Origin of the sequence: Clostridium sp. (assembly GCF_017888565.1) — a bacterium.
Taxonomy (GTDB): Bacteria; Bacillota; Clostridia; order Clostridiales; family Clostridiaceae; genus Clostridium.
The window spans coordinates 1-20,829 of record NZ_JAGHFX010000104.1; the positions used below are offsets into that span (position 1 = coordinate 1).

18 protein-coding genes and 2 pseudogenes are annotated in these 20,829 nt (G+C 28.2%); 18 read left to right on the forward strand and 2 right to left on the reverse strand.

Translation table 11 applies throughout. From position 1 onward, the window contains the following. The 13 genes and pseudogenes from J7M87_RS20055 to J7M87_RS20115 form a co-directional block, all read left to right on the forward strand. Positions 1-123: pseudogene (locus J7M87_RS20055) on the forward strand (NADH peroxidase); the annotation flags it as partial. A gap of 454 nt (positions 124-577) precedes the next feature. After that, positions 578-2,005 (forward strand): cardiolipin synthase, encoded by a 1,428-nt coding sequence (gene cls, locus J7M87_RS20060; protein WP_291653985.1) that lies wholly within the window; start codon positions 578-580, stop codon positions 2,003-2,005. 372 nt (positions 2,006-2,377) lie between these two features. Continuing rightward, complete coding sequence (gene aroF / locus J7M87_RS20065) at positions 2,378-3,391, forward strand: 3-deoxy-7-phosphoheptulonate synthase (RefSeq protein ID WP_291653987.1); 1,014 nt, start codon at positions 2,378-2,380, stop codon at positions 3,389-3,391. A gap of 158 nt (positions 3,392-3,549) precedes the next feature. After that, entirely contained in the window at positions 3,550-4,602 is a 1,053-nt protein-coding gene (gene aroB / locus J7M87_RS20070) for a 3-dehydroquinate synthase (protein WP_291653989.1), read from the forward strand. 164 nt (positions 4,603-4,766) lie between these two features. After that, positions 4,767-6,062, forward strand: coding sequence for a 3-phosphoshikimate 1-carboxyvinyltransferase (gene aroA / locus J7M87_RS20075; protein WP_291653991.1), 1,296 nt, complete (start codon positions 4,767-4,769; stop codon positions 6,060-6,062). After that, positions 6,040-7,119, forward strand: coding sequence for a chorismate synthase (aroC, locus tag J7M87_RS20080; RefSeq protein WP_291653993.1), 1,080 nt, complete (start codon positions 6,040-6,042; stop codon positions 7,117-7,119). Before aroA ends, aroC begins: the two co-directional genes overlap by 23 nt. 1 nt (position 7,120) lies before the next feature. Next, positions 7,121-8,248: a prephenate dehydratase gene (gene pheA / locus J7M87_RS20085; RefSeq protein WP_291653994.1), complete on the forward strand. Its 1,128-nt coding sequence runs from the start codon at positions 7,121-7,123 to the stop codon at positions 8,246-8,248. Between the two features lie 389 nt (positions 8,249-8,637). Continuing rightward, positions 8,638-9,054, forward strand: coding sequence for a GNAT family N-acetyltransferase (locus J7M87_RS20090; RefSeq protein WP_291653995.1), 417 nt, complete (start codon positions 8,638-8,640; stop codon positions 9,052-9,054). A gap of 275 nt (positions 9,055-9,329) precedes the next feature. Next, positions 9,330-10,139 (forward strand): shikimate dehydrogenase, encoded by an 810-nt coding sequence (aroE, locus tag J7M87_RS20095; protein WP_291653997.1) that lies wholly within the window; start codon positions 9,330-9,332, stop codon positions 10,137-10,139. A 15-nt stretch (positions 10,140-10,154) separates the two neighbouring features. After that, positions 10,155-10,646, forward strand: coding sequence for a shikimate kinase (locus J7M87_RS20100; protein ID WP_291653999.1), 492 nt, complete (start codon positions 10,155-10,157; stop codon positions 10,644-10,646). Between the two features lie 26 nt (positions 10,647-10,672). Continuing rightward, complete coding sequence (aroQ, locus tag J7M87_RS20105; protein WP_291654000.1) at positions 10,673-11,116, forward strand: type II 3-dehydroquinate dehydratase; 444 nt, start codon at positions 10,673-10,675, stop codon at positions 11,114-11,116. A gap of 55 nt (positions 11,117-11,171) precedes the next feature. Further along, a complete protein-coding gene (gene aroF / locus J7M87_RS20110) occupies positions 11,172-12,182 on the forward strand; it encodes a 3-deoxy-7-phosphoheptulonate synthase (protein ID WP_291654001.1) in 1,011 nt (336 codons plus the stop codon). A gap of 145 nt (positions 12,183-12,327) precedes the next feature. Further along, positions 12,328-13,161 carry a prephenate dehydrogenase gene (locus J7M87_RS20115; RefSeq protein ID WP_291654002.1) on the forward strand — a complete coding sequence of 278 codons (834 nt, stop codon included), beginning with the start codon at positions 12,328-12,330 and terminating at the stop codon, positions 13,159-13,161. A 183-nt stretch (positions 13,162-13,344) separates the two neighbouring features. On the opposite strand, the gene J7M87_RS20120 is transcribed toward J7M87_RS20115, so the two are convergent. After that, the gene (locus tag J7M87_RS20120; protein ID WP_291654004.1) at positions 13,345-14,391 is read right to left on the reverse strand and encodes an HD-GYP domain-containing protein; all 1,047 of its coding nucleotides are present in this window, start codon (positions 14,389-14,391) and stop codon (positions 13,345-13,347) included. A 279-nt stretch (positions 14,392-14,670) separates the two neighbouring features. Between J7M87_RS20120 and J7M87_RS20125 the strand changes: the two genes are divergently transcribed. Continuing rightward, a complete protein-coding gene (locus J7M87_RS20125) occupies positions 14,671-15,231 on the forward strand; it encodes a CYTH domain-containing protein (RefSeq protein WP_291654006.1) in 561 nt (186 codons plus the stop codon). A 102-nt stretch (positions 15,232-15,333) separates the two neighbouring features. Beyond that, complete coding sequence (locus J7M87_RS20130; RefSeq protein WP_291654009.1) at positions 15,334-16,149, forward strand: ZIP family metal transporter; 816 nt, start codon at positions 15,334-15,336, stop codon at positions 16,147-16,149. A 123-nt stretch (positions 16,150-16,272) separates the two neighbouring features. On the opposite strand, the gene fba is transcribed toward J7M87_RS20130, so the two are convergent. Further along, positions 16,273-17,136, reverse strand: a complete 864-nt coding sequence (gene fba / locus J7M87_RS20135; RefSeq protein ID WP_291654011.1) for a class II fructose-1,6-bisphosphate aldolase — start codon at positions 17,134-17,136, stop codon at positions 16,273-16,275. A 323-nt stretch (positions 17,137-17,459) separates the two neighbouring features. On the opposite strand from fba, the gene J7M87_RS20140 reads away from it, so the two are divergent. The 3 genes and pseudogenes from J7M87_RS20140 to J7M87_RS20150 all read left to right on the forward strand — a co-directional run. Next, positions 17,460-18,314 (forward strand): MurR/RpiR family transcriptional regulator, encoded by an 855-nt coding sequence (locus tag J7M87_RS20140; protein ID WP_291654013.1) that lies wholly within the window; start codon positions 17,460-17,462, stop codon positions 18,312-18,314. A gap of 378 nt (positions 18,315-18,692) precedes the next feature. After that, the gene (locus J7M87_RS20145; protein WP_291654014.1) at positions 18,693-20,117 is read left to right on the forward strand and encodes a PTS transporter subunit EIIC; all 1,425 of its coding nucleotides are present in this window, start codon (positions 18,693-18,695) and stop codon (positions 20,115-20,117) included. Between the two features lie 69 nt (positions 20,118-20,186). After that, a pseudogene (locus J7M87_RS20150) lies at positions 20,187-20,829 on the forward strand (hypothetical protein); the annotation flags it as partial.

Genomic DNA, 20,829 nt, shown 5'->3' on the forward strand with positions numbered 1-20,829 from the left:
ACATTAGCTAAGCAATTAAACTTAGATGCAATCCATGACACAGTTCATGAAATGTGTAAAGATGAAGCTAGACATGGACAAGCATTCAAGGGATTATTAGACAGATATTTCGGACAAAACTAATTTACCTAATTACTTATAGAGAATAGTTTAAAAAGAGTGTTGTATTATAAAGTTAATACAATACTCTTTTTTTATGGGAAAAATGAAAAAATGAAAGAGTGAGGGCAAAATTCTTACGGAAATTTTGAATAGAAACTGATTAGCATAGATGTTTTTTAGTTTTGTAGAGCAAAACATCGTTTAAATTAATAATAAAAAGTGAAAGTATTGAGGATGTTTTACTTTGTAAAATATAATATATCATCTATTTAAATGCTCATAAAAAGTGGATATAATTATAATAGATGGTGTATAATAAATAACTAACAATGGACAATGGATAATTAATGAATAAACTTCTTAGAAGTTTAGAGGAATAGATTTTTTTATATAATTTAGCAAAGCTAAATTATTTACTTAATTGTCAATTATGCATTGTGTATTATTAATTAGGTATGTTCTTGGAGGTGATAAGATGAGTGCATCCATTTTATTATTAATAGTCTTTACTATTAATATTTTATTTGCAATATCATTAATATTTATTGAAAGAAAAGAACCAACTACTACATGGGCATGGCTATTAATATTAATAGTTCTTCCAGGAGTTGGATTTATAATATATTTAATGTTTGGTCAAAATCTAAATAGACAAAAAATATTTAGAGAAAAGAAAGTAACTGATGAGAAAAAGGCAAGAGATTTAATTGAAAAATTTATAGAGGAGAAGAAGGCTAAAAGAATATCAAAGGAGTATGTAGATCTTATAATGATGAATTATAATCATTCAGGAGCATTATATACAACAGGAAATAACATTAAGAGTTATATTAATGGAGAAGAAAAGTTTAAAGATTTGATAGATGACATAAGATCTGCGAAAGATTTCATACACATTGAATATTATATATTTAGATTAGATAGTTTAGGAAAAACTATCTTAAGTGAATTAAAGAAAAAAGTAGATGAAGGTATAGAAGTGAGGCTTTTAGTTGATGGAATGGGATCTAAGAGCATAAGAACCAAACATATAAAGTACATAAGAAGCTTAGGAATAAGATTTGCAGTCTTTTTTCCGGGGATATTACCATATGTTAATATTCGTTTAAACTATAGAAACCATAGAAAAATTGTTGTAATAGATGGTAAAACTGGATATGTAGGCGGATTTAACGTTGGAGATGAATATATAAATAAAGGTAAGCAATTTGATTTTTGGAGAGATACACATATAAGAGTTCAGGGAGAAGCTGTAAATGAACTTAATAAAAGGTTTATTCTAGATTGGGATTATGCATCAGAAGGTGAACTTAAAAGTTATGAAAAATACTTCAATAAGCAAGAAAGCTATGGAGATGTTGGAATACAAATAATATCTTCAGGCCCAGATCACAAGGAAGAATATATAAAGAATGCGTATATGAAAATAATTAATAATGCAAAGAAAAATGTATATATACAAACTCCTTATTTGGTTCCAGATGAATCCATGAAGGAAGCTCTAAAAATTGCAGCTTTATCTGGAGTAGACGTTAGGTTAATGGTGCCAGGCAAACCAGATCACTTCTTTATGGAGTGGATATTAAGTGCTAATATTGGAGAACTCATAGAGTGTGGAGTTAAGATATATAGATATCAAAAAGGATTTATACATTCAAAAACTATAGTTGCTGATGGAAAGGTATGTAGTATTGGTACTGCAAATCTAGATATAAGAAGTTTTCAATTAAATTTTGAGATAAATGCATTTATATTTGAAGATGACTTTGCAAAGGAACAGGAAAAAACTTTTTATAAAGATATTGAAGAGTGTAATTTAGTAACTATAGAAGAATATAATAATCGAGGAAGAGGTTTAAGGATAAAGGAAGCCTTAATAATGCTAATTGCTCCAATATTATAATGTTAAAAATATATGAAGCTCTTTTGAGATATTGACAAAAAGGTGCTATTTGGTATAATTAGGTAAAGAAATTTTAGTTTAATGGAGGACTTTATGAAGAGAATTATAGAAAAACAAGCAAAATTTTATAGCTTTTTTCACTTTATATTCTGGGGCTTTTTCTTTAGCGCTGGCTATTTATTTTGCAAAAAAATTAATAATTCTTTTCAAATGAGTTTATAATATAAACTATATATTTTTATATAAAAATATTTTGATTATTTAAGGGGGCTCATTAGAGGCCTCTTTTTTAATATAAAAATTTTAAATAATTTAGTTTATATAGATTATAATATAAACTATTAATTATTAATAAAAAAAGGGGGCAAATTTATGATAATTATTTTAAAACCAAAAACAGCAGAAGAGGAAATAAGAAAACTTACAGAAGAACTAGAAGGACAGGGGGTAAAGGTTAGTCCTGTTATAGGAACAGAATTAATAATCCTAGGACTTGTTGGTGATACAAGCAAAATAGATCCTTTAAAAATTGAAGCAAATAATAATGTAGAAAAAGTAATGCATGTTCAAGAGCCATTCAAAAAAGCTAATAGGTTATTCCATCCAGGGAATACGGTAGTTAATATTAATGGTAGTGAAATAGGTGGGAATAAAATTGCCATGATAGCTGGACCTTGTTCAGTAGAAAGTGAAGAGCAAATAACGTTTATTGCAAATGAAGTTAAGAAGTTAGGGGCAAATTTCTTAAGAGGTGGAGCATTTAAACCAAGAACCTCACCGTATAGTTTCCAAGGGTTGGAGTATGATGGGTTAGAATTATTAAAAGTAGCTAGGAAGCAAACAGGCTTACCTATAGTAACAGAAATAATGTCACCATATGATGTTGAGATATTTGAAAGAGATGTAGATGTGATTCAAATTGGAGCAAGAAATATGCAAAACTTCGATTTGTTAAAAGAATTAGGAAAAACAAATAAACCAATACTATTAAAAAGAGGTTTATCCGCAACAATAGAAGAGTTTTTGATGAGCGCTGAATATATAATGGCTGGAGGAAATGAAAATGTAATTCTTTGTGAAAGAGGAATAAGAACATTTGAAACTTATACAAGAAACACATTAGACTTAAGTGCAATACCAGCAATTAAGAAATTGAGTCATCTACCTGTTGTCGTAGATCCAAGTCATGCAACAGGAAAAAGATTCATGATTTCTCCATTAGCAAAAGCAGCAGTTGCAGTAGGGGCAGATGGTCTTATAATAGAAGTTCATAATGACCCAGCAAAAGCTTTGTGTGATGGTCCACAATCAATAAAACCAGAAGATTACGGAACATTATTCAATGAATTAAAAGCCATTGCAACAGCGGTTGGAAGAGAAATATAGAATAGTGAAAGAATGAAAAAATAAAAAAATTAGTGAATAAACTCCGAGTAAGTTTAAGGATATAATTAAAGAGTGGTAAAATGAAAAGTCAATTAAATAACTCGGAGGAAGAGTTATGAATGTAGTAGTCTTCCCATTTTAAACAAGGTGGTGTTTTAATGAATTTATCTGTAAATTTAAGTCATAGTAGTTATGATATTATTATAGAAAAAGGCGTAATTAAAAAATTAGCGGATGAGATAAAAGATAGTTTTAAGGGAAATAAGGTTTTTATATTAACTGATAGAAATGTTAATAAGTTTTATGGTGATTCGGTATTAAGCAATTTAATTAGTAGTGGATATGATGTTAAAAAGATTGTACTTGATCCTGGTGAGGAAACTAAAAGTTTTTTTACTTTACCTTTAGTTTATGATGAGTTATTAAATTTTAAGTTTACTAGAAGTGATTTAATTTTAACTTTAGGTGGAGGAGTTATAGGAGATTTAGGTGGCTTTGTTGCTTCTACTTATTTAAGAGGGGTTCCATTTGTACAATGTCCTACAACTTTGTTAGCGCAAGTAGATAGTAGTGTTGGTGGAAAAGTAGGAGTAGATTTAGAGAAGGGTAAAAACTTAGTAGGTAGTTTTTATCAACCAAAGAAAGTAATTATAGATCCAGAAGTTTTAAATACTTTAAGTGATAGAGTATTTAATGATGGAATGGCTGAAGTAATTAAATATGGATGCATAAAAGATAAAGAATTTTTTGGTAACATTATAAATTATAGTAATAAAAAGGAAGTTATGCACAATATAGAATACATTATTCACAATTGTTGCAAAATTAAGAAAGAAGTTGTGGAAAAAGATGAAAAGGATACTGGAGAAAGAATGCTTTTAAACTTTGGTCATACAATAGGTCATGCAATTGAGCAGTACTATAATTATAGTAAATATACGCATGGAGAAGCTGTTGCAATTGGAATGTATGAAATAACTAAGTTAAGTGAAGAATTAGGAATAACAAAAAAAGGAACTATGGATATAATTAAAGATATATTAATAAAATATCAATTACCATATGAACTAACAATAGATATTAAAGAAATATTAGAAACTATGAAGCTAGATAAGAAAAATATAGGAAATAATTTGAACTTAATTTTCTTAAAAGAAATAGGTGAGAGCTTTATATACAAAACAACAAGCAAAGTATTCGAGAAAAATTAAAAAATAAAAGAATGAAATAAGTAATGGATAATTGATAATGAATAATTTAGGAATAAACTCCTATAGGAGTTTAGAAAGTTAAAGTATATTTTAAAACTTGAGAGAAGATTCTCCTTAATTATCAATTATAAATTATCCATTTTTAATTAGAAAGTGGGTGTTTTATGAATAGTTTAAGGTTATCGAAATCTAAGTTGAATGGAACTGTGAAGGTTCCACCTTCTAAAAGTATGTCTCATAGAGCTATTATTTGTGCTGCTTTAGGAAGTAGTATTTCTACTATAGAAAATATAGATTATTCAGATGATATTAATGCAACTATAGATGCAATGATTGCACTAGGTGCAGTTATAGATAGGAAAGAAGATAAGGTAATTATTAATGGAATATATAGAGAAGCTGCGGTTAAAAATTCAGTAAGATACATTGATTGCAACGAATCGGGTTCTACATTGAGATTTATCATACCAATATCTTTATTATTTGAAGGAATGACCAAGTTTATTGGAAAAGGTAACTTAGGAAAGAGACCATTGGACACATATTTCAATATATTTAAAGAACAAGGAATTAAATATAATAATGTTGAAAATGAGTTAAATATGATAGTAAAAGGTATGCTAAAACCTGGAGAATTTAACTTGCCAGGCAATATAAGCTCACAATTTATAACAGGGCTTTTATTTTCTCTTCCTTTATTAGATGGTGATTCAAAAATAATTATAAGTACTAATATAGAATCAAAGGGGTATATTGATTTAACATTAGATTGCATGAAAGACTTTGGAATAGAAATAGAAAATAAAGATTATAAAGAGTTTATAATTAAGGGAAATCAAAAGTATATATCTAGAAATTATAGGGTTGAAGGAGATTATTCACAAGCGGCATTTTATCTTGCAGCAGATGCACTTGGATCAAATGTTGCTATTAGTGATTTAAAGAAAGATTCCCTTCAAGGAGATAAAGAAGTAATAGATATATTAGAAAGGATGGGAGCAAAATTCATAGTTAATGAGAATAATATTAAATGCAAAGTAGAAGATGGGTTAGCATCAACTATGATAGATGCGTCACAATGTCCAGATATAATCCCAGTAATATCTGCAGTAGCAACACTGGCAAAAGGTAGGACAGAAATAATTAATGCAGGTAGGCTTAGAATTAAAGAGTGTGACAGGTTAAAGGCAGTAGCAACTGAACTTAATAAACTAGGAGCCAAAATAGTAGAAAAAGAAGATGGACTTATTATAGATGGTGTAGATGAACTTAAAGGTGGAGTAAAGGTTTGGAGCTGGAAGGATCATAGGATAGCAATGACTTTAGCAATAGCATCAACTAGATGTATAAACCCTATAGAATTAACTGATTATGATTGTATAGCAAAATCTTATCCAGGATTTTTTGAAGATTTTAAAATGCTAGGAGGAAATGTAGATGAGTGGGGTATGGGGGAATAATATAAAGGTTTCTATATTTGGGGAATCACATGGTAATGCAATAGGTATTAGTATAGATGGTTTACCATCTGGGTTTGAAATAGATATGGATAAAGTTCTTTTAGAGATGAATAGAAGAGCACCAGGGAAAAATGCGATGTCAACAGCAAGACAAGAAAGTGATCTTCCAGAAATATTAAGTGGATATTTTGAAGGAAAAACTACTGGAACTCCTCTTTGTGCAATAATTAGAAATGCTGATACTAGATCAAAAGATTATAGTAAAACAAAGGACTATATGAGACCAGGTCATGCTGATTATACAGGATATATGAGATATTCTGGGTTTAATGATTATAGAGGCGGAGGACATTTTTCAGGAAGAATAACTGCAAATTTAGTTTTTGCAGGAGCTATATGTAAGCAGATATTAGAAAAAGAAGGTATATATATAGGTGCTCATATATCTTCAATAAAAGATATAAAAGATAAGAATTTTAATAATATAAATATATCGAAAGATGAGATATTAAACTTAAGAAAAATGGAACTACCATTAATTGATGAGTCTTTAGCTGAAAAGATAAAGCATACTATATTACAAGCAAAGTATGATGGAGATTCAGTTGGTGGTAGTATAGAATGTGCTGTGACTGGAATAAACCCTGGAATAGGAAATCCATTTTTTGATTCAGTAGAATCTACATTAGCTCATTTAATGTTTTCAGTACCAGCAGTAAAAGGAATAGAGTTTGGTAAGGGTTTTGAAATGACTAATATGTTTGGTTCAGAATGTAATGATGAATATTATTATGATGGAGATAAGGTAAAAACAACAACTAATAACAATGGTGGAATACTAGGTGGAATTACAAATGGTATGCCTATATTATTTAAGGTTGCAATAAAGCCTACAGCATCTATTATAAAAGAGCAAAACACAATAGATATAAAAACAAATGAAAATGTAAAGTTTAGAGTTGAAGGAAGACATGACCCATGTATAGTTCAAAGAGCTGTACCTGTTATAGAAGCTGTAACAGCAATAGGCTTACTTGACTTAATAAAGGGGAGATAATATGAGTGAATTAGATGGCTATAGAAAAGAAATTGATTCTATAGATAAAGAATTAATTTCTTTATTTGAAAGAAGAATGGATGTTGCAGTTAAGGTTGGTGAATATAAAAAGAAAAATAAATTACCAATTTTTAATGGCAAAAGAGAAGAAGAGGTTATAGAAAAAAATATAAAAAATCTTAATAATAGTTTATATAATGATATAGGAAGAAGCTTTTTTGAAAATTTAATGGAATTAAGTAGATCTCTTCAAGCAAATATAATACAAGAAAATAATAATATTCAAAATAACTTAATTGAAGAAAGTTCAGATTTTGTAATTGGATATCAAGGTGTTAAAGGATCTTTTAGTGAAGAAGCTCTTTTAAAATACTTTAAAAGTTGTGAAAATACAAAAAGCTATGATGAGTTTGTAGATGTATTTGAAGCTTTAAAAAATAATAAAATCCAATATGCAATTTTACCTATTGAAAATTCATATACAGGAGCAATAACTGAAGTATATGATCTTTTGGTTAAGTATGGATTTTATATTGTTGGAGAAGAATGTATTAAGATAGATCAGCATTTAATAGGAATAAAAGGAACGGATATAAATAGCATACAAGAAATATATTCACATCCTCAAGGATTTGAGCAAAGTAAGAAGTTTTTAAACAGATATCAAAATATAAAGCTAATACCATATCATAATACAGCGATAAGTGCTAAATTAATTTCAGATTTAAAAGATACTAAAAAAGCTGCTATAGCAAGTGAAAGAGCAGCACAAATTTATGGACTAGATATATTACAAGAAAATATAAATGATAAAAAGGATAATCATACTAAATTTATAATTATAGGAAAAGAATTAAAATATGATAATGAATGTAATAAAATTAGTGTAGTATTTTCTTTAGAAGACAAAGCAGGTACTCTTTATAATTTACTAAGATACTTTGCAGATAATAATATAAATATGATTAAGATAGAATCGAGACCTAATAAGCATGAATCATGGAAGTACTTACTTTATGTTGATTTTGAAGGAAGTTTAGAAAATAGTGAAGTTAAGAAGGCATTAAATCTTATTGAAGAAAATAGTGGATACTTCAAAATTATTGGAAGCTATAAAGCAAGTTTATAATATATAAATTAAGTTTGATGCCTTAAGTTAGGTTGATAATTGAATATAAACTAAAACAAAAAATAATAAATCATAGATTTGATATAAGGGGTACTTTTTATAGTATTCCTTTTTATTTATTACTAATATAAAAATTTATATACTTATATTAATAAAGAATTTAGTTCTTATTGTAATGTAGCTAATGAATAAATATTTGATTTTAAAGAGTTACAAAGCTGTTTATAAATTAAATAATATGAAAAATATAGTAGTAATTAGAAGATTTTAGGTGTATAATTATAATGTAAATAATATTTAGAATTTTCAGAAAATAAAAAAGAAGGAAGGGCAACCTTTCTTTTAAAATTATCATTATTATAAACGTTTACAAAAAAGGAGGCATTTTTATGGTGGGTTTTGATGTGAGAGAAATTAAATTAAATGATTATGAGGATATTCATAAGCTTAATTCAAAGCTAGATTATTCAAACATAAAATCCATAGCGGAGGATAAAAGCTCTATAACGTTGGTAGCACAACTAAATGATGATGTTATAGGATATGTTAATAGTAATCTTAGCGAGGATTTAAATTATAAAAGGAAATTAGGTATTAATAGTATGATTGTTGATGAAAAATATAGAGGATTAGGAGTAGGACATCAATTAATTTTAGAGCTTGAAAAAAATGCAAAACAAAATGAAGTAGCCTATATAGTGAATAGTAATAAAGAATATAATGAAGAAGAATTAAATTTTTTTAATAGACAGGGATTTAAGTTTGATAATAAAAGACAATTTATCAAAGCTGAATATATTCAATAATTTATAAGCAGTGAAAATCTAGTAAGTTTTCACTGCTTTAAATTTTTATTCTATAACCAATTATAAAAAGTATAATTTGTTGTAGATTTTTTATGATTTGTTTTTTAGTTTTTAAGTGGATATATAGTTGAGATAACATTAAGGAAAGCAGTGAAATAAGTAAACGTACATATGCCCACTTTTTTTATTATGATATAATATTTATAATCTTTATAATCAAACAAATTAGATATATGACATAATATAAATTAAATATAGGAATAGGGGGCAAGGTTATGGAATTTTATGGATTATTAGGAGAAAGGCTTTCTCATAGTTTATCACCAGAAATTCATAGTGAAATATTAAAATCTATAAATAAAGATGGGGCGTATAAATTATTTGAGATAGAAAAAGAAAGGTTAGAAGATTTTGCTGAAGCTTTAAAATTATTAAAGATAAAGGGTGCAAATGTAACTATACCTTACAAAAAAGATATAATGAACTATATTGATATCATATCAGAAGAAGCAGAAAAAATAGGGGCTATAAATACAATACATTTAGAAAATGGAAAGTTATATGGATACAATACGGATTACTATGGCTTTGGATATATGTTAAAAGTTAATAATATAAATATTAAAGGAAAAAGTGCAATTATTTTAGGTAATGGAGGGGCTTGTAGGGCTGTAGTACATTATTTATTGGATAATAAAATATCAGATATTAAGATTGTAAGCAGGAAACCAAATAAGGGCGAGTTTAATTTACAAAATGTAGATGTAATAACTTATGAGGAATTAAAAGATATTAGTGGAGACATTTTAATTAATTCTACTCCTGTAGGGATGTACCCTAATATTAATATGTCACCAGTAACAGAAGATATAATAAGAAATTTTAATGTTTTAGTAGATTTAATATACAATCCTATGGAAACTAAATTTATAAATATAGGAAATTCATTGTCTAAAAAAACTACTTCTGGATTGTATATGCTGATAGGTCAAGCCGCTAAGTCTCAAGAAATATGGAATAGTGTATCAATTAGTGAAGAAATAATAAAAGAAATATACCAAAAGTTAAAGTTAAATTTCATTTAGTTATAGGAGATGATCATGGGTACAAATATAATTTTATTAATTGGAATGCCTGGATGCGGAAAAAGTACTATAGGTGAAAAGATAGCTAATAAAATAAATTATGAATTTTGCGATATGGATAAATATATAGAAGAAATATCTAATAATACAGTAAAGGAATTATTTAATATAAGTGAGGAATATTTTAGAGATTATGAAACAAGGGCTTGCAAAGAATTAAGCAATAAAAGTAAAATTGTGATTTCTAGTGGGGGTGGAGTAATAAAAAGAAAAAATAATATAGACTTCTTTAGGGATAAAGGAATAATAATATTTATAGATAGGCCAATAGAAGATATATTAAGAGATGTTGATACATCATCAAGACCACTATTATCATATGGAAAGTCTAAACTTTACAACCTATATTCTGAAAGATATAATTTATATAATAATTATTGTGATGTAAAAATAGTTAATGATACAACTATTGAAGAAGCTTTGGATAAAATAATTAAAATAATTTAGCGATAAGTATAGTTAGGAGGGGTTAGATGAAGGTGCTAGTAATAAATGGTCCTAATTTGAATATGTTAGGAGTAAGAGAAAAAGGGATTTATGGAACTAAAGACTTTGAAGATGTTTGTGCTTACATCAAAGAAGAGGGGCAAAAAAGAAGTATTGATATTAAATTATTTCAAAGCAATATCGAAGGTGAAATAATTAATGAAATTCATAAGGCATATTATGAAAAATATGATGGTATAATAATAAATCCTGGGGCATATACACATTATAGTTACGCTATAATGGATGCAATAAAAGCAGTAAATATAAAAACTGTTGAAGTGCATTTATCAAACATACATGCAAGAGAAGAATTTAGGCATAAATCAGTAATAGCACAAGCGTGTATAGGCCAAATATGTGGTTTTAAAGAATTGGGTTATGTAATGGCGATGGAAGCGATAATGAAGTGGACAATGGAAAATGCATAATTGACAATTGTCCATTATAAATTGTCAATTATTAAAGTAGTATGGAGGGATAGGTATGATTATTGTAATGAATCCGAATTGTAATGAAGATGAAGTATTGAAGGTTAAGGGAGATTTGGAGAGTAAAGGCTTAGGAGTTCATTTATCACAAGGAGAAACTTTTTGTATCTTGGGTGTAGTTGGTGAAACTAGAGCTATAGATTCCGATAAGCTTCTTAGATTTGCTGGAGTGGATAAAGTTCTAAAAGTTGAAGAGCCTTATAAAAAGGCCAATAGATTATTTAAGCCAGAGGATACAGTAATTGATGTAAATGGTAGTTTAATTGGGGGAAATAACTTAGCTATTATGGCAGGACCTTGTTCTGTTGAAAGTGAAGAACAAATAATAGAAATAGCTAATAGTGTAAAGGAATCAGGTGCAACATTTTTAAGAGGTGGAGCATTTAAACCAAGAACATCTCCATATAGTTTTCAGGGGTTAGAACTAGAAGGTTTAGAACTTTTAAAAAAGGCTAGGAAGGCGACAGGACTTCCAATAGTAACGGAAATAATGTCAACAGATTATATAGATATATTTGTTAGAGACGTAGATGTAATTCAAGTTGGTGCTAGAAATATGCAAAACTTTGATTTATTAAAACAATTAGGCAGAACAAACAAGCCAATTTTATTAAAGAGAGGTTTGTCTGCAACAATAGAAGAATGGTTAATGTCTGCTGAATATATAATGGCAGCTGGAAATGAAAATGTAATTTTATGTGAAAGAGGTATAAGAACATTTGAAACTTATACAAGAAATACGTTAGATTTAAGTGCAATACCAGTTGTGAAAAAGAAATCACATCTACCAGTTATAGTAGATCCAAGCCATGCAGCAGGATACTGGTATCTTGTAGAACCATTAGCAAAAGCTGCAATAAGTGCAGGAGCAGATGGATTAATGATAGAAGTTCATAACAATCCACAATGTGCATTAAGCGATGGACAACAATCAATTAAACCAGAAGCATTTAAAAATATAATGGATAAAGTTAAGATAATAGCAGAAATGGAAGGGAAAAAATAATAAAAAATGAAGGAATGAAGAAGTGAAAAAATTAATGGTGGAATTCCTATGGAATTTTTGCAATTAAGCTTTAGGCTGAATTGTATTTTGTGAAATTTTCATTATTAATCATTTCATTTTTCTAATTATAAATTGGGGTGTTTTTATGAAGATTTTAATAGTAGGGCTTGGTGTCATCGGTGGAAGTTTTGCCATGGCACTTAAAGCAGCAGGATATGAAGATGTTTATGGAATTGATAATAATTTAAGTACTTTGAGTAAGGCTGAAGAACTGGGAATAATTAAGAAGGGGTATGTAGATGCTGGTGAAATAGTAGGAGAGGCAGATTTAATTATTCTTGCAATTTATCCTATGCTTATTAAAAATTTTATTGAAGGAAATAGAAGTCTATTTAAATCGGGAGCAATAGTTACGGATACTACAGGGATAAAAAAGCTTTTTATAGACGACATATTAAATATATTACCTTCAGATATAGATTTTATATTTGGACATCCTATGGCTGGTAGGGAAAAGCGAGGTATTGATTATGCATCTAAGGAAGTCTTTAAGGAAGCAAATTATTTAATAACTGTGACTGATAAAAATAAAGAAGAAAATATAAAACTTCTAGAAGATATTATTTATGATATGGGATTTAAGAGAATTAAAAGGATAGATCCTATGTTTCATGATAAAATGATAAGTTTTACAAGTCAACTTCCACATGCTATAGCAGTTGCATTAATTAATAGTGATGAAGAGGGTAGAGATACTGGAAGCTTCATTGGTGATAGTTATAGAGACTTAACTAGAATTGCAAATATAAATGAAGATTTATGGAGTGAATTATTTATTGGGAATAAAGAGAATTTAATAGAATCAATAGATATTTTCATAAATGAGATAAATTATATAAAATCAGCTCTAGTTGAAAGTGATGAAAAAAGATTAAAAGAATTATTTATAAAATCAAGCAAAAGAAGAGAAAAATTATAAAGGTTAAGATAGTATCGTACAATATATAGTTAGTATTTAAAGTTATAAATTAATGAAAAAAACTAAATTAGAGTTTTTTTCATTAATTTATTTCTTTGTAGTTTGGAGAAGATTACATCAATAATTTCATATGTTTAAATCTTAATTAAAAACTCTCAACTCTTAATTTTTAACTTTTAAATTTCAAAGTATCTGCTCAATATATAGGTCTGTAGCTTTGCTTAAGTCAATGAACTCATCATCACATACTAAAAGTGGGGATGAAATATTGTTTAAATCCATATGTATTATTTTGCATTTGCTTTTATTGTTTAACAAGACATCTTGCCCAATATAAAAGTTTGACATTCCTTCTAAGAATGTACAGCACAAGCTGTAGTCAAGTCTAGTTAGGCTTTCATCTTTTATTATCTTAAGTGCATCTAATGGCATTTTTCTTTTTTTATAGGATCTATTTGAATTAATTGCATCAAAAGTATCAGAAATTGCTATGATTTTAGCAAAGTCATGGATTTGATTTCTTTTAAGCCCAAGAGGATATCCTGTGCCATCACATCTCTCATGATGCATTAAAATTGCATAAAGTACTGATTGGCTTATAAAAGGGATTTTCTTTATTTCATTATAGGCAAGAGTAGGATGAGTTTTTATTATTTCAAAGTCTTCTTTAGAAAGGGACTCTTCTTTATTTATTATATCCTCATCTAATTTTGTTTTGCCAAAATCATGTAACAAAGAAGCATAAATAAGTGAATGAAGTTTATTGTCATCCAATCCATGCCATTTTCCAAGTAAATAGCTTAATGAAGCTACATTTACAGAATGTCTATATATGCAATCTTCACCACTACCATGTAAAATAATACTTTTTAAAACACTGCTGCTAAGTTTAAGCTCTTGAGACAACTTTTTTGCATATTCATTTATTTCATTTGTATTTGATGATTGAAGGGTTTTAGCATTATCAAATATTAACTTAACATCTATAGAAATAGTGTTAAGGATTTTTTCTGCTTTTTTTAAATCTAATATTTCTTTTGAGTTATCTTTTTCATCAGTATATATTTCGACATTATCAAAAGTGCAAATAGAATTTAGTTTATCTAACATTGACTCAGTAAGTGTTATTCCTTTACCAACAAAAACAATTCCATTAGATACTATTTCCCTTGCTGTGACCATACCTATTTTTAAATCTTTTACAGTTATTAATTTCTTTTGGGTATTCATTAAACTAACCTCTCAAAATAAATTTTTATGTATAGCAATTAGGTGATTGTTCAATTTTATAGTATTATTGTAAAAATATGTTTACATAGTATATATCGAATATAAATCGAAAAGTTTTATATTCAAAGGACAAATTTATAAGAACAAGGATGATTAGAAGTATGTTTTTTTATAATATAAATAATTAAAATCGAGTAATTAAAAGAATAAAGAAGATACTTTGTTTCTATTTTTATTATGATATAATATTTTATATGATTTTTAGAGGAGGATATTTATATGAAAGAATTAGAAACTAGAATAATTGATATAGATGTTGATGTAATAAGAGAAAAACTTAAATCATTGGGAGCTGAAAAAGTAAAAGAAGAATATCAAACTAATAATATATATGATTTTGAAGATAATAAATTATTAAATGCCAAGGGATATGCAAGAATAAGAATAACAGATGATAGAATATCAAATAAAGAAGTTGTATATATGACTACAAAAAAAATGCTCAGTCAAGAAACATTTAAAGTTATGGAAGAAAATGAAACAATAGTTGAGGATAAAATAGCTGCGGAAAAAATATTTATATCTTTAGGATTAAGTTTAAAACAATCTATTAAGAAATATAGAGAAAGCTATAAGTTAAAAGATTCCTTAGTAGAAATAGATATAAATGATAAAAGTTTTTGTCCATTTCCATATTTAGAAATAGAAACTACTTCAGAAGAAAAATTAGAAGAAATATTAGAGTTAATTGGTTATACAAAAGAAAATACAACATCAAAAACAATTTATGAAATATTAGAAGAAAAAGGTATAAAATCAAATGATGGAAAAGGCCTTTAAAATAAAAATAATAATGTAGTATTTTGTATTTATCTGTAACAAAAATTAGACCTTCTTAGTAAATTATAATTAAGGAATCTAAATACTAAGGAGGATATATATATGGACTGGTTTAGTGAACTTAACCCAGTTATTCAAGGATTACTTGCAACTTTATTTACTTGGTTTATTACAGCTTTAGGTGCATCATTAGTTTTTTTCTTTAAGAAAGTAGATAAAAAAGTTCTAAATACAATGTTAGGCTTTGGTGCTGGAGTAATGATAGCAGCAAGCTTTTGGTCTTTGTTAAATCCAGCAATAGAACTGTGCAATGAACTCGGGTATAGCGGATTTGTTATTCCAGCAATAGGATTTCTTTTAGGGGGATTATTTTTAATTTTTGCAGATAAATTAATGGATACTTATTCTTATGGTGTAATTACCAATAAAGGAGAAGAAGATCACCCTAAAACAAGTAAGTACAAAAAAAGCATACTTTTAGTTCTAGCAGTAACTCTTCACAATATACCTGAAGGATTAGCAGTAGGAGTTGCATTTGGAGGAGTAGCAGTAGGAATACCAGGAACATCGTTAATAGCAGCAATGACTTTAGCATTAGGAATAGGATTACAAAACTTTCCAGAAGGAGCTGCTGTATCTCTACCATTAAGAAGAGAAGGTATATCAAGAGGAAAAAGCTTTTTCTATGGGCAAGCTTCAGGGTTAGTAGAACCAATAGCTGGTGTAATAGGAGTAATAGCTGCTTTATCAGTTAGAAGCATATTACCATTTTTATTATCATTTTCAGCAGGAGCCATGATTGCTGTTGTAGGTGCAGAATTATTGCCAGAAGCATCAATGGAAAATAAAAAGTTAACAACATTAGGATTGATACTTGGATTTATAGTCATGATGGTTTTAGATGTTGCTTTAGGATAATAGGAATAGTATAAAAATAATTTATAAATAAGTAAATTTGTCTAAGAATTTAGACTAAGTTAAAATTTTTAGCCAAAATTAAAAGGTAGAAAGAAAATCTTTCTACCTTTATATTTAATAGAATTAAGCCTTATTAACTGATCCGAATAATTCCATTTTTTCTTTAACTGTAGCTTTAATAGCTTCAAATCCTGGAGCTAAAAGCTTTCTTGGGTCAAAGCCTTTTCCTTGAAGATCTTTTCCAGCTTCGATATACTTTCTAGTACCTTCAGCAAATGCTAATTGACACTCAGTGTTAACATTGATCTTAGCAACTCCTAAAGAAATAGCTTTTTTGATCATTTCTTCTGGAATTCCAGTACCACCGTGTAATACTAGAGGAACATTGTTTGTAACATTGCTTATAGCTTCTAAAGCATCAAAGCTTAATCCCTTCCAGTTTTCAGGATATTGTCCGTGTATGTTACCAATACCAGCAGCTAACATAGTTACTCCTAAGTCAGCAATTGCTTTACATTCAGCAGCATCAGCAATTTCTCCAGCACCTACAACTCCATCTTCTTCTCCACCGATTGAACCAACTTCTGCTTCTAAAGAAAGACCTTTTTCAGAAGTTAATTTAACCATTTCCTTTGTTTTAGCTATGTTTTCGTCGATTGGATAGTGAGATCCATCAAACATTATTGAAGAGAAGCCAGATTCCATAGCTTTTAAAGCTCCATCATAGCTACCGTGATCTAGGTGAATTGCAACTGGAACTGTGATGTTTAATTCTTCTAACATTCCATTTACCATTGCAACTATAGTTTTGAAACCACACATGTATTTAGCAGCTCCTTCTGAAACTCCTAATATAACAGGTGAATTATTTTCTTGAGCAGTTTGTAAAATAGCTTTAGTCCATTCTAAGTTGTTGATATTGAATTGACCTACAGCGTATTTGCCCGCTTTAGCCTTGTTTAACATTTCTTTTGCTGAAACTAACATGGTATAAACCTCCGTAACTTTAAATTTTATTACAATTAAGCCCAAAAGCTAAAATGTAGTAAGAATATATATTTAAAATATTTACTCTTGTCAATAGTATTATAACCTAAAACAAATTTAATTGAAACAAAAAAATTAGAAATTAATTACCAACTTATAAAAACTATGAATTATTCTACATATTTTTCTATATATATAATTTGAAATATTTATTGAAGAGTATAAATTTTACCAAAGTATGAAACAAAATTTCGAAGTTATGGTAATATATTGATAAGAGGAATTAAAAACTGTAGAATTAATGTATAGATGGAGGTTATCTTATGAAAAGTGTAGTTGCAAAATTACAAGATTATGTTGATAAGTCTAGCGAAACTGAGAAAGTAATAATAGATTATCTACTGAAGAATCCGGAATTGGTAGTAAATAGTAATATATATCAGCTATCAGAGAAAACATTTTCGTCACCATCTACCATTATAAGACTTTGTAAAAAAACAGGCTTTAATGGATATAAAGAATTGATTCATGCATTGTTATATGAATTAGCAATTAGAAAATCAGCTGATGAAGAAAGGCTGAAAAGTATCAATAAGGAAGATAGTTTAGAAAAGATAATAAAAAAAGTTACACTAAAAAGTATTTCATCTTTAGAGAAGACAGAAAAGTTGATTGACAGTAAAGTATTAGAAGATTGTGTTGAGATTTTAGAGAAATCAAGGAATATTTGCTTATTTGGAGTTGGAGCTTCTTTATTAGTTGCAAAGGATGCTTATTTAAAATTTTTAAGAATAAATAAAGGATGCTGTATTAATGATGATTTCCATGCGCAATTGTTACAAGCTATAAATATGGAGAAGAATGATGTAGCTATTATCATAAGTTACTCTGGATTTACAGAAGAAATGATTAAATGTGCCGATATAGTAAAGAAAGTAGGTGCTCCTATTATAGCAATTACAAGGTCAGAAAAATCTCCTATTGCTAAAATAGCAGATTATAAGTTATTAGTGGCGGCAACAGAACATGTATTTAGAGAAGGTGCAATTTCATCTAGAATAGCCCAATTAAATATAATAGACATACTGTATATTGCTTTTGTAAATAAGAATTATGATTCGAATATGAATCAATTTAATAAAACTCATATAGAAAAGCCTAATTTAAACATAAAGTAAACGTTATCCATTTAAAAGTAAAATTGATATATGTATTATGAAAATTAAATTAACAGTAGAAAATAGAAATAAAAATACTATGAATTTTGATAATATAGTTTTAATAAATTGCTATAGCAGTAAATAAGAAATGAGAAAACGTTATAAGTATTAAAATGATTTACCTAAAATTTTAGAAATAAATACATAGGTGCAGAAATCTTAAAAGGGGGTGAAGGATAGGTTAGATTAGTTTAGGCACAAACGAAAGTCTAAAATTATTGGATGCAAGTGATAATTCTTAATTGTAAGTATGATTAAGCTTAAAGGATTAAAAAGCTTTGAATAGCATATAAAATTTGCTATAGAAAATATTAATTAAGGGAAAGAGGGAATTATATGACAAACTTAGAATTAGCAAAGGTTATTATTGAATTAGTTGGTGGAAAAAGCAATGTTTTAAAAGCTGCAAATTGTATGACTAGACTTAGACTTACAATAAAAGATATAAAAGTAGTTAAAATGGAAGAATTAAAAAATACAGAAGGTGTATTAGGAGTTGTTGAAGCTAATAATTATTTACAAGTAGTATTAGGTCCTGGTAAAGCAAAGAAGGTTATGGATATTTGTACAGGTGAGTTAGGGCTTCCAAGAGATGGAGTTGTAACAGAAGATTGGAAGGATAATAAGCAAGCAATTAAAGATAATCAAAAACAGAATAAATTTAAGAAAGTAATCAATGTAATTGCTAATATCTTTATACCTTTAATACCTGCAATTATTGCAGCAGGTATTTTTAATGGCTTGGGAAGTTTAATATCTACATTACAGGGGCAAGGTACACTTCCAACAGAAGGTTTTTGGCAAGCTATACAACTAATGTTTTCACTAATAGGTGGAGGATTCTTATCATATTTTGCAATTTATACAGGTATTAATTCAGCTAAGCAATTTGGGGCAACAGAGGCTCTTGGTGGTATGATAGGTGCTATTTCTATAAGTGGTAATATTGTAGCTTTATCAACTATGCTAGGATTATATGATGAAGCAGTACCTCTAAATTCTATTTTAACAACAGGAAAAGGCGGTATTATAGGTGTTATTATTGGTGTATATATACTTGCTAAAATAGAAAAGGCAATTCGCAAGAGAGTACCAGATGTTTTAGATTTAATTTTAACTCCGTTATTAACTTTACTTATAACAGGAATAATTTTTGTATTTATTATTATGCCAGTAGCTGGATTTTTATCTGATGGGTTAGTTTCTGCATTAAGCGTAATTATTAACTCTTCAAATCCAATTGTAAGTGTTATTAGTGGATTTATATTGTCAGCATTATTTTTACCAATGGTTTTACTAGGGTTACATCATGGATTAATTCCAATATATGCAATTCAATTGGAAGCTATGGGTGGAGTTTCATTATTTCCAGTACTTGCAATGGCAGGAGCTGGACAAGTTGGTGCTGCAATAGCTATTTATTTAATAGCAAGAAGAGTTAAAAATATTAGATTACAAAAGGTTATTACTGGAGCTCTTCCAGCAGGTTTCTTAGGAGTTGGGGAACCATTAATATATGGAGTTACCCTTCCTATGTTTAAGCCATTTATTACAGCTGGTATAGGTGCTGGTTTTGGTGGAGCTTATGTAATGCTAACACATGTATTAGCTAATTCCTGGGGACCATCTGGATTAGTAGCTATTCCTATAATGAAGCCAGAAAGTATGATGAATTATTTTTTAGGTTTAGTAATTTCATATATAGCAGGATTTATTATAACTTATTTTGTAATTAAGGAATCAGATGTTAAGAATGCTTAATTTAAAATAGCTTCATAGATAAATTGAGGGGATAAAATAATTTTTCATGAAAGAGGTAAGGTGATAAATTTGAGAACAAAAAAGAGGTTATTCAGTATTGCTATGGCGCTAACATTTACTTCGACAATGATAGGTGCACCTACAATTAAAGTGAGAGCAAGTGAAATTAGTAATGGAAGTATTAGTGTATTAAATTCATCTGTTAATGAAGCAGGACTACAAGCTAATTTAACTTTTCCAGATTGCTTGAATTATGTAGATGATACTTTAATAGTTAATAATATGTACACTTTCAAAGGGTATAAAGGTCAGGGGAAATTATATATTACATGTACTGATGGGTTAGAGAGTGTTAGAATATTTATCAATGGTAAAGAGATAGATGTTAGTGCAGCTTGTAATAACAATGGAACAACATATGAAGTAGACATATCAGCATTAACAGTAAATGACAGAAATACAATACAAGTTACAAATTTTGTTCCAGAGACTGGTAAAGTAAATGTAAAAATACCATATCCAGTAGTACTAGAAGGTAGTGCTGAGATAGTTGGAATGAACCAAAATACTTTAGATTTAATTGACACTTTAATAAATAATGATATTAAAAATGGATTTACAAGTGCTCAATTAGCAGTTATTAAAGACGGTGTCATGGTAAAGAATAGCGCTTATGGAACAGTAAATGCTTATAATCAGGATGGAACACCAA

Excerpts from the sequence above, each read along its gene's own strand:
- cls (WP_291653985.1), top strand. The coding sequence starts at position 578 with ATGAGTGCATCCATTTTATTATTAATAGTCTTTACTATTAATATTTTA.
- aroF (WP_291653987.1), top strand. The coding sequence starts at position 2,378 with ATGATAATTATTTTAAAACCAAAAACAGCAGAAGAGGAAATAAGAAAA.
- aroB (WP_291653989.1), top strand. The coding sequence starts at position 3,550 with ATGAATTTATCTGTAAATTTAAGTCATAGTAGTTATGATATTATTATA.
- aroA (WP_291653991.1), top strand. The coding sequence starts at position 4,767 with ATGAATAGTTTAAGGTTATCGAAATCTAAGTTGAATGGAACTGTGAAG.
- aroC (WP_291653993.1), top strand. The coding sequence starts at position 6,040 with ATGAGTGGGGTATGGGGGAATAATATAAAGGTTTCTATATTTGGGGAA.
- pheA (WP_291653994.1), top strand. The coding sequence starts at position 7,121 with ATGAGTGAATTAGATGGCTATAGAAAAGAAATTGATTCTATAGATAAA.
- J7M87_RS20090 (WP_291653995.1), top strand. The coding sequence starts at position 8,638 with ATGGTGGGTTTTGATGTGAGAGAAATTAAATTAAATGATTATGAGGAT.
- aroE (WP_291653997.1), top strand. The coding sequence starts at position 9,330 with ATGGAATTTTATGGATTATTAGGAGAAAGGCTTTCTCATAGTTTATCA.
- J7M87_RS20100 (WP_291653999.1), top strand. The coding sequence starts at position 10,155 with ATGGGTACAAATATAATTTTATTAATTGGAATGCCTGGATGCGGAAAA.
- aroQ (WP_291654000.1), top strand. The coding sequence starts at position 10,673 with ATGAAGGTGCTAGTAATAAATGGTCCTAATTTGAATATGTTAGGAGTA.
- aroF (WP_291654001.1), top strand. The coding sequence starts at position 11,172 with ATGATTATTGTAATGAATCCGAATTGTAATGAAGATGAAGTATTGAAG.
- J7M87_RS20115 (WP_291654002.1), top strand. The coding sequence starts at position 12,328 with ATGAAGATTTTAATAGTAGGGCTTGGTGTCATCGGTGGAAGTTTTGCC.
- J7M87_RS20120 (WP_291654004.1), bottom strand. The coding sequence starts at position 14,391 with ATGAATACCCAAAAGAAATTAATAACTGTAAAAGATTTAAAAATAGGT.
- J7M87_RS20125 (WP_291654006.1), top strand. The coding sequence starts at position 14,671 with ATGAAAGAATTAGAAACTAGAATAATTGATATAGATGTTGATGTAATA.
- J7M87_RS20130 (WP_291654009.1), top strand. The coding sequence starts at position 15,334 with ATGGACTGGTTTAGTGAACTTAACCCAGTTATTCAAGGATTACTTGCA.
- fba (WP_291654011.1), bottom strand. The coding sequence starts at position 17,136 with ATGTTAGTTTCAGCAAAAGAAATGTTAAACAAGGCTAAAGCGGGCAAA.
- J7M87_RS20140 (WP_291654013.1), top strand. The coding sequence starts at position 17,460 with ATGAAAAGTGTAGTTGCAAAATTACAAGATTATGTTGATAAGTCTAGC.
- J7M87_RS20145 (WP_291654014.1), top strand. The coding sequence starts at position 18,693 with ATGACAAACTTAGAATTAGCAAAGGTTATTATTGAATTAGTTGGTGGA.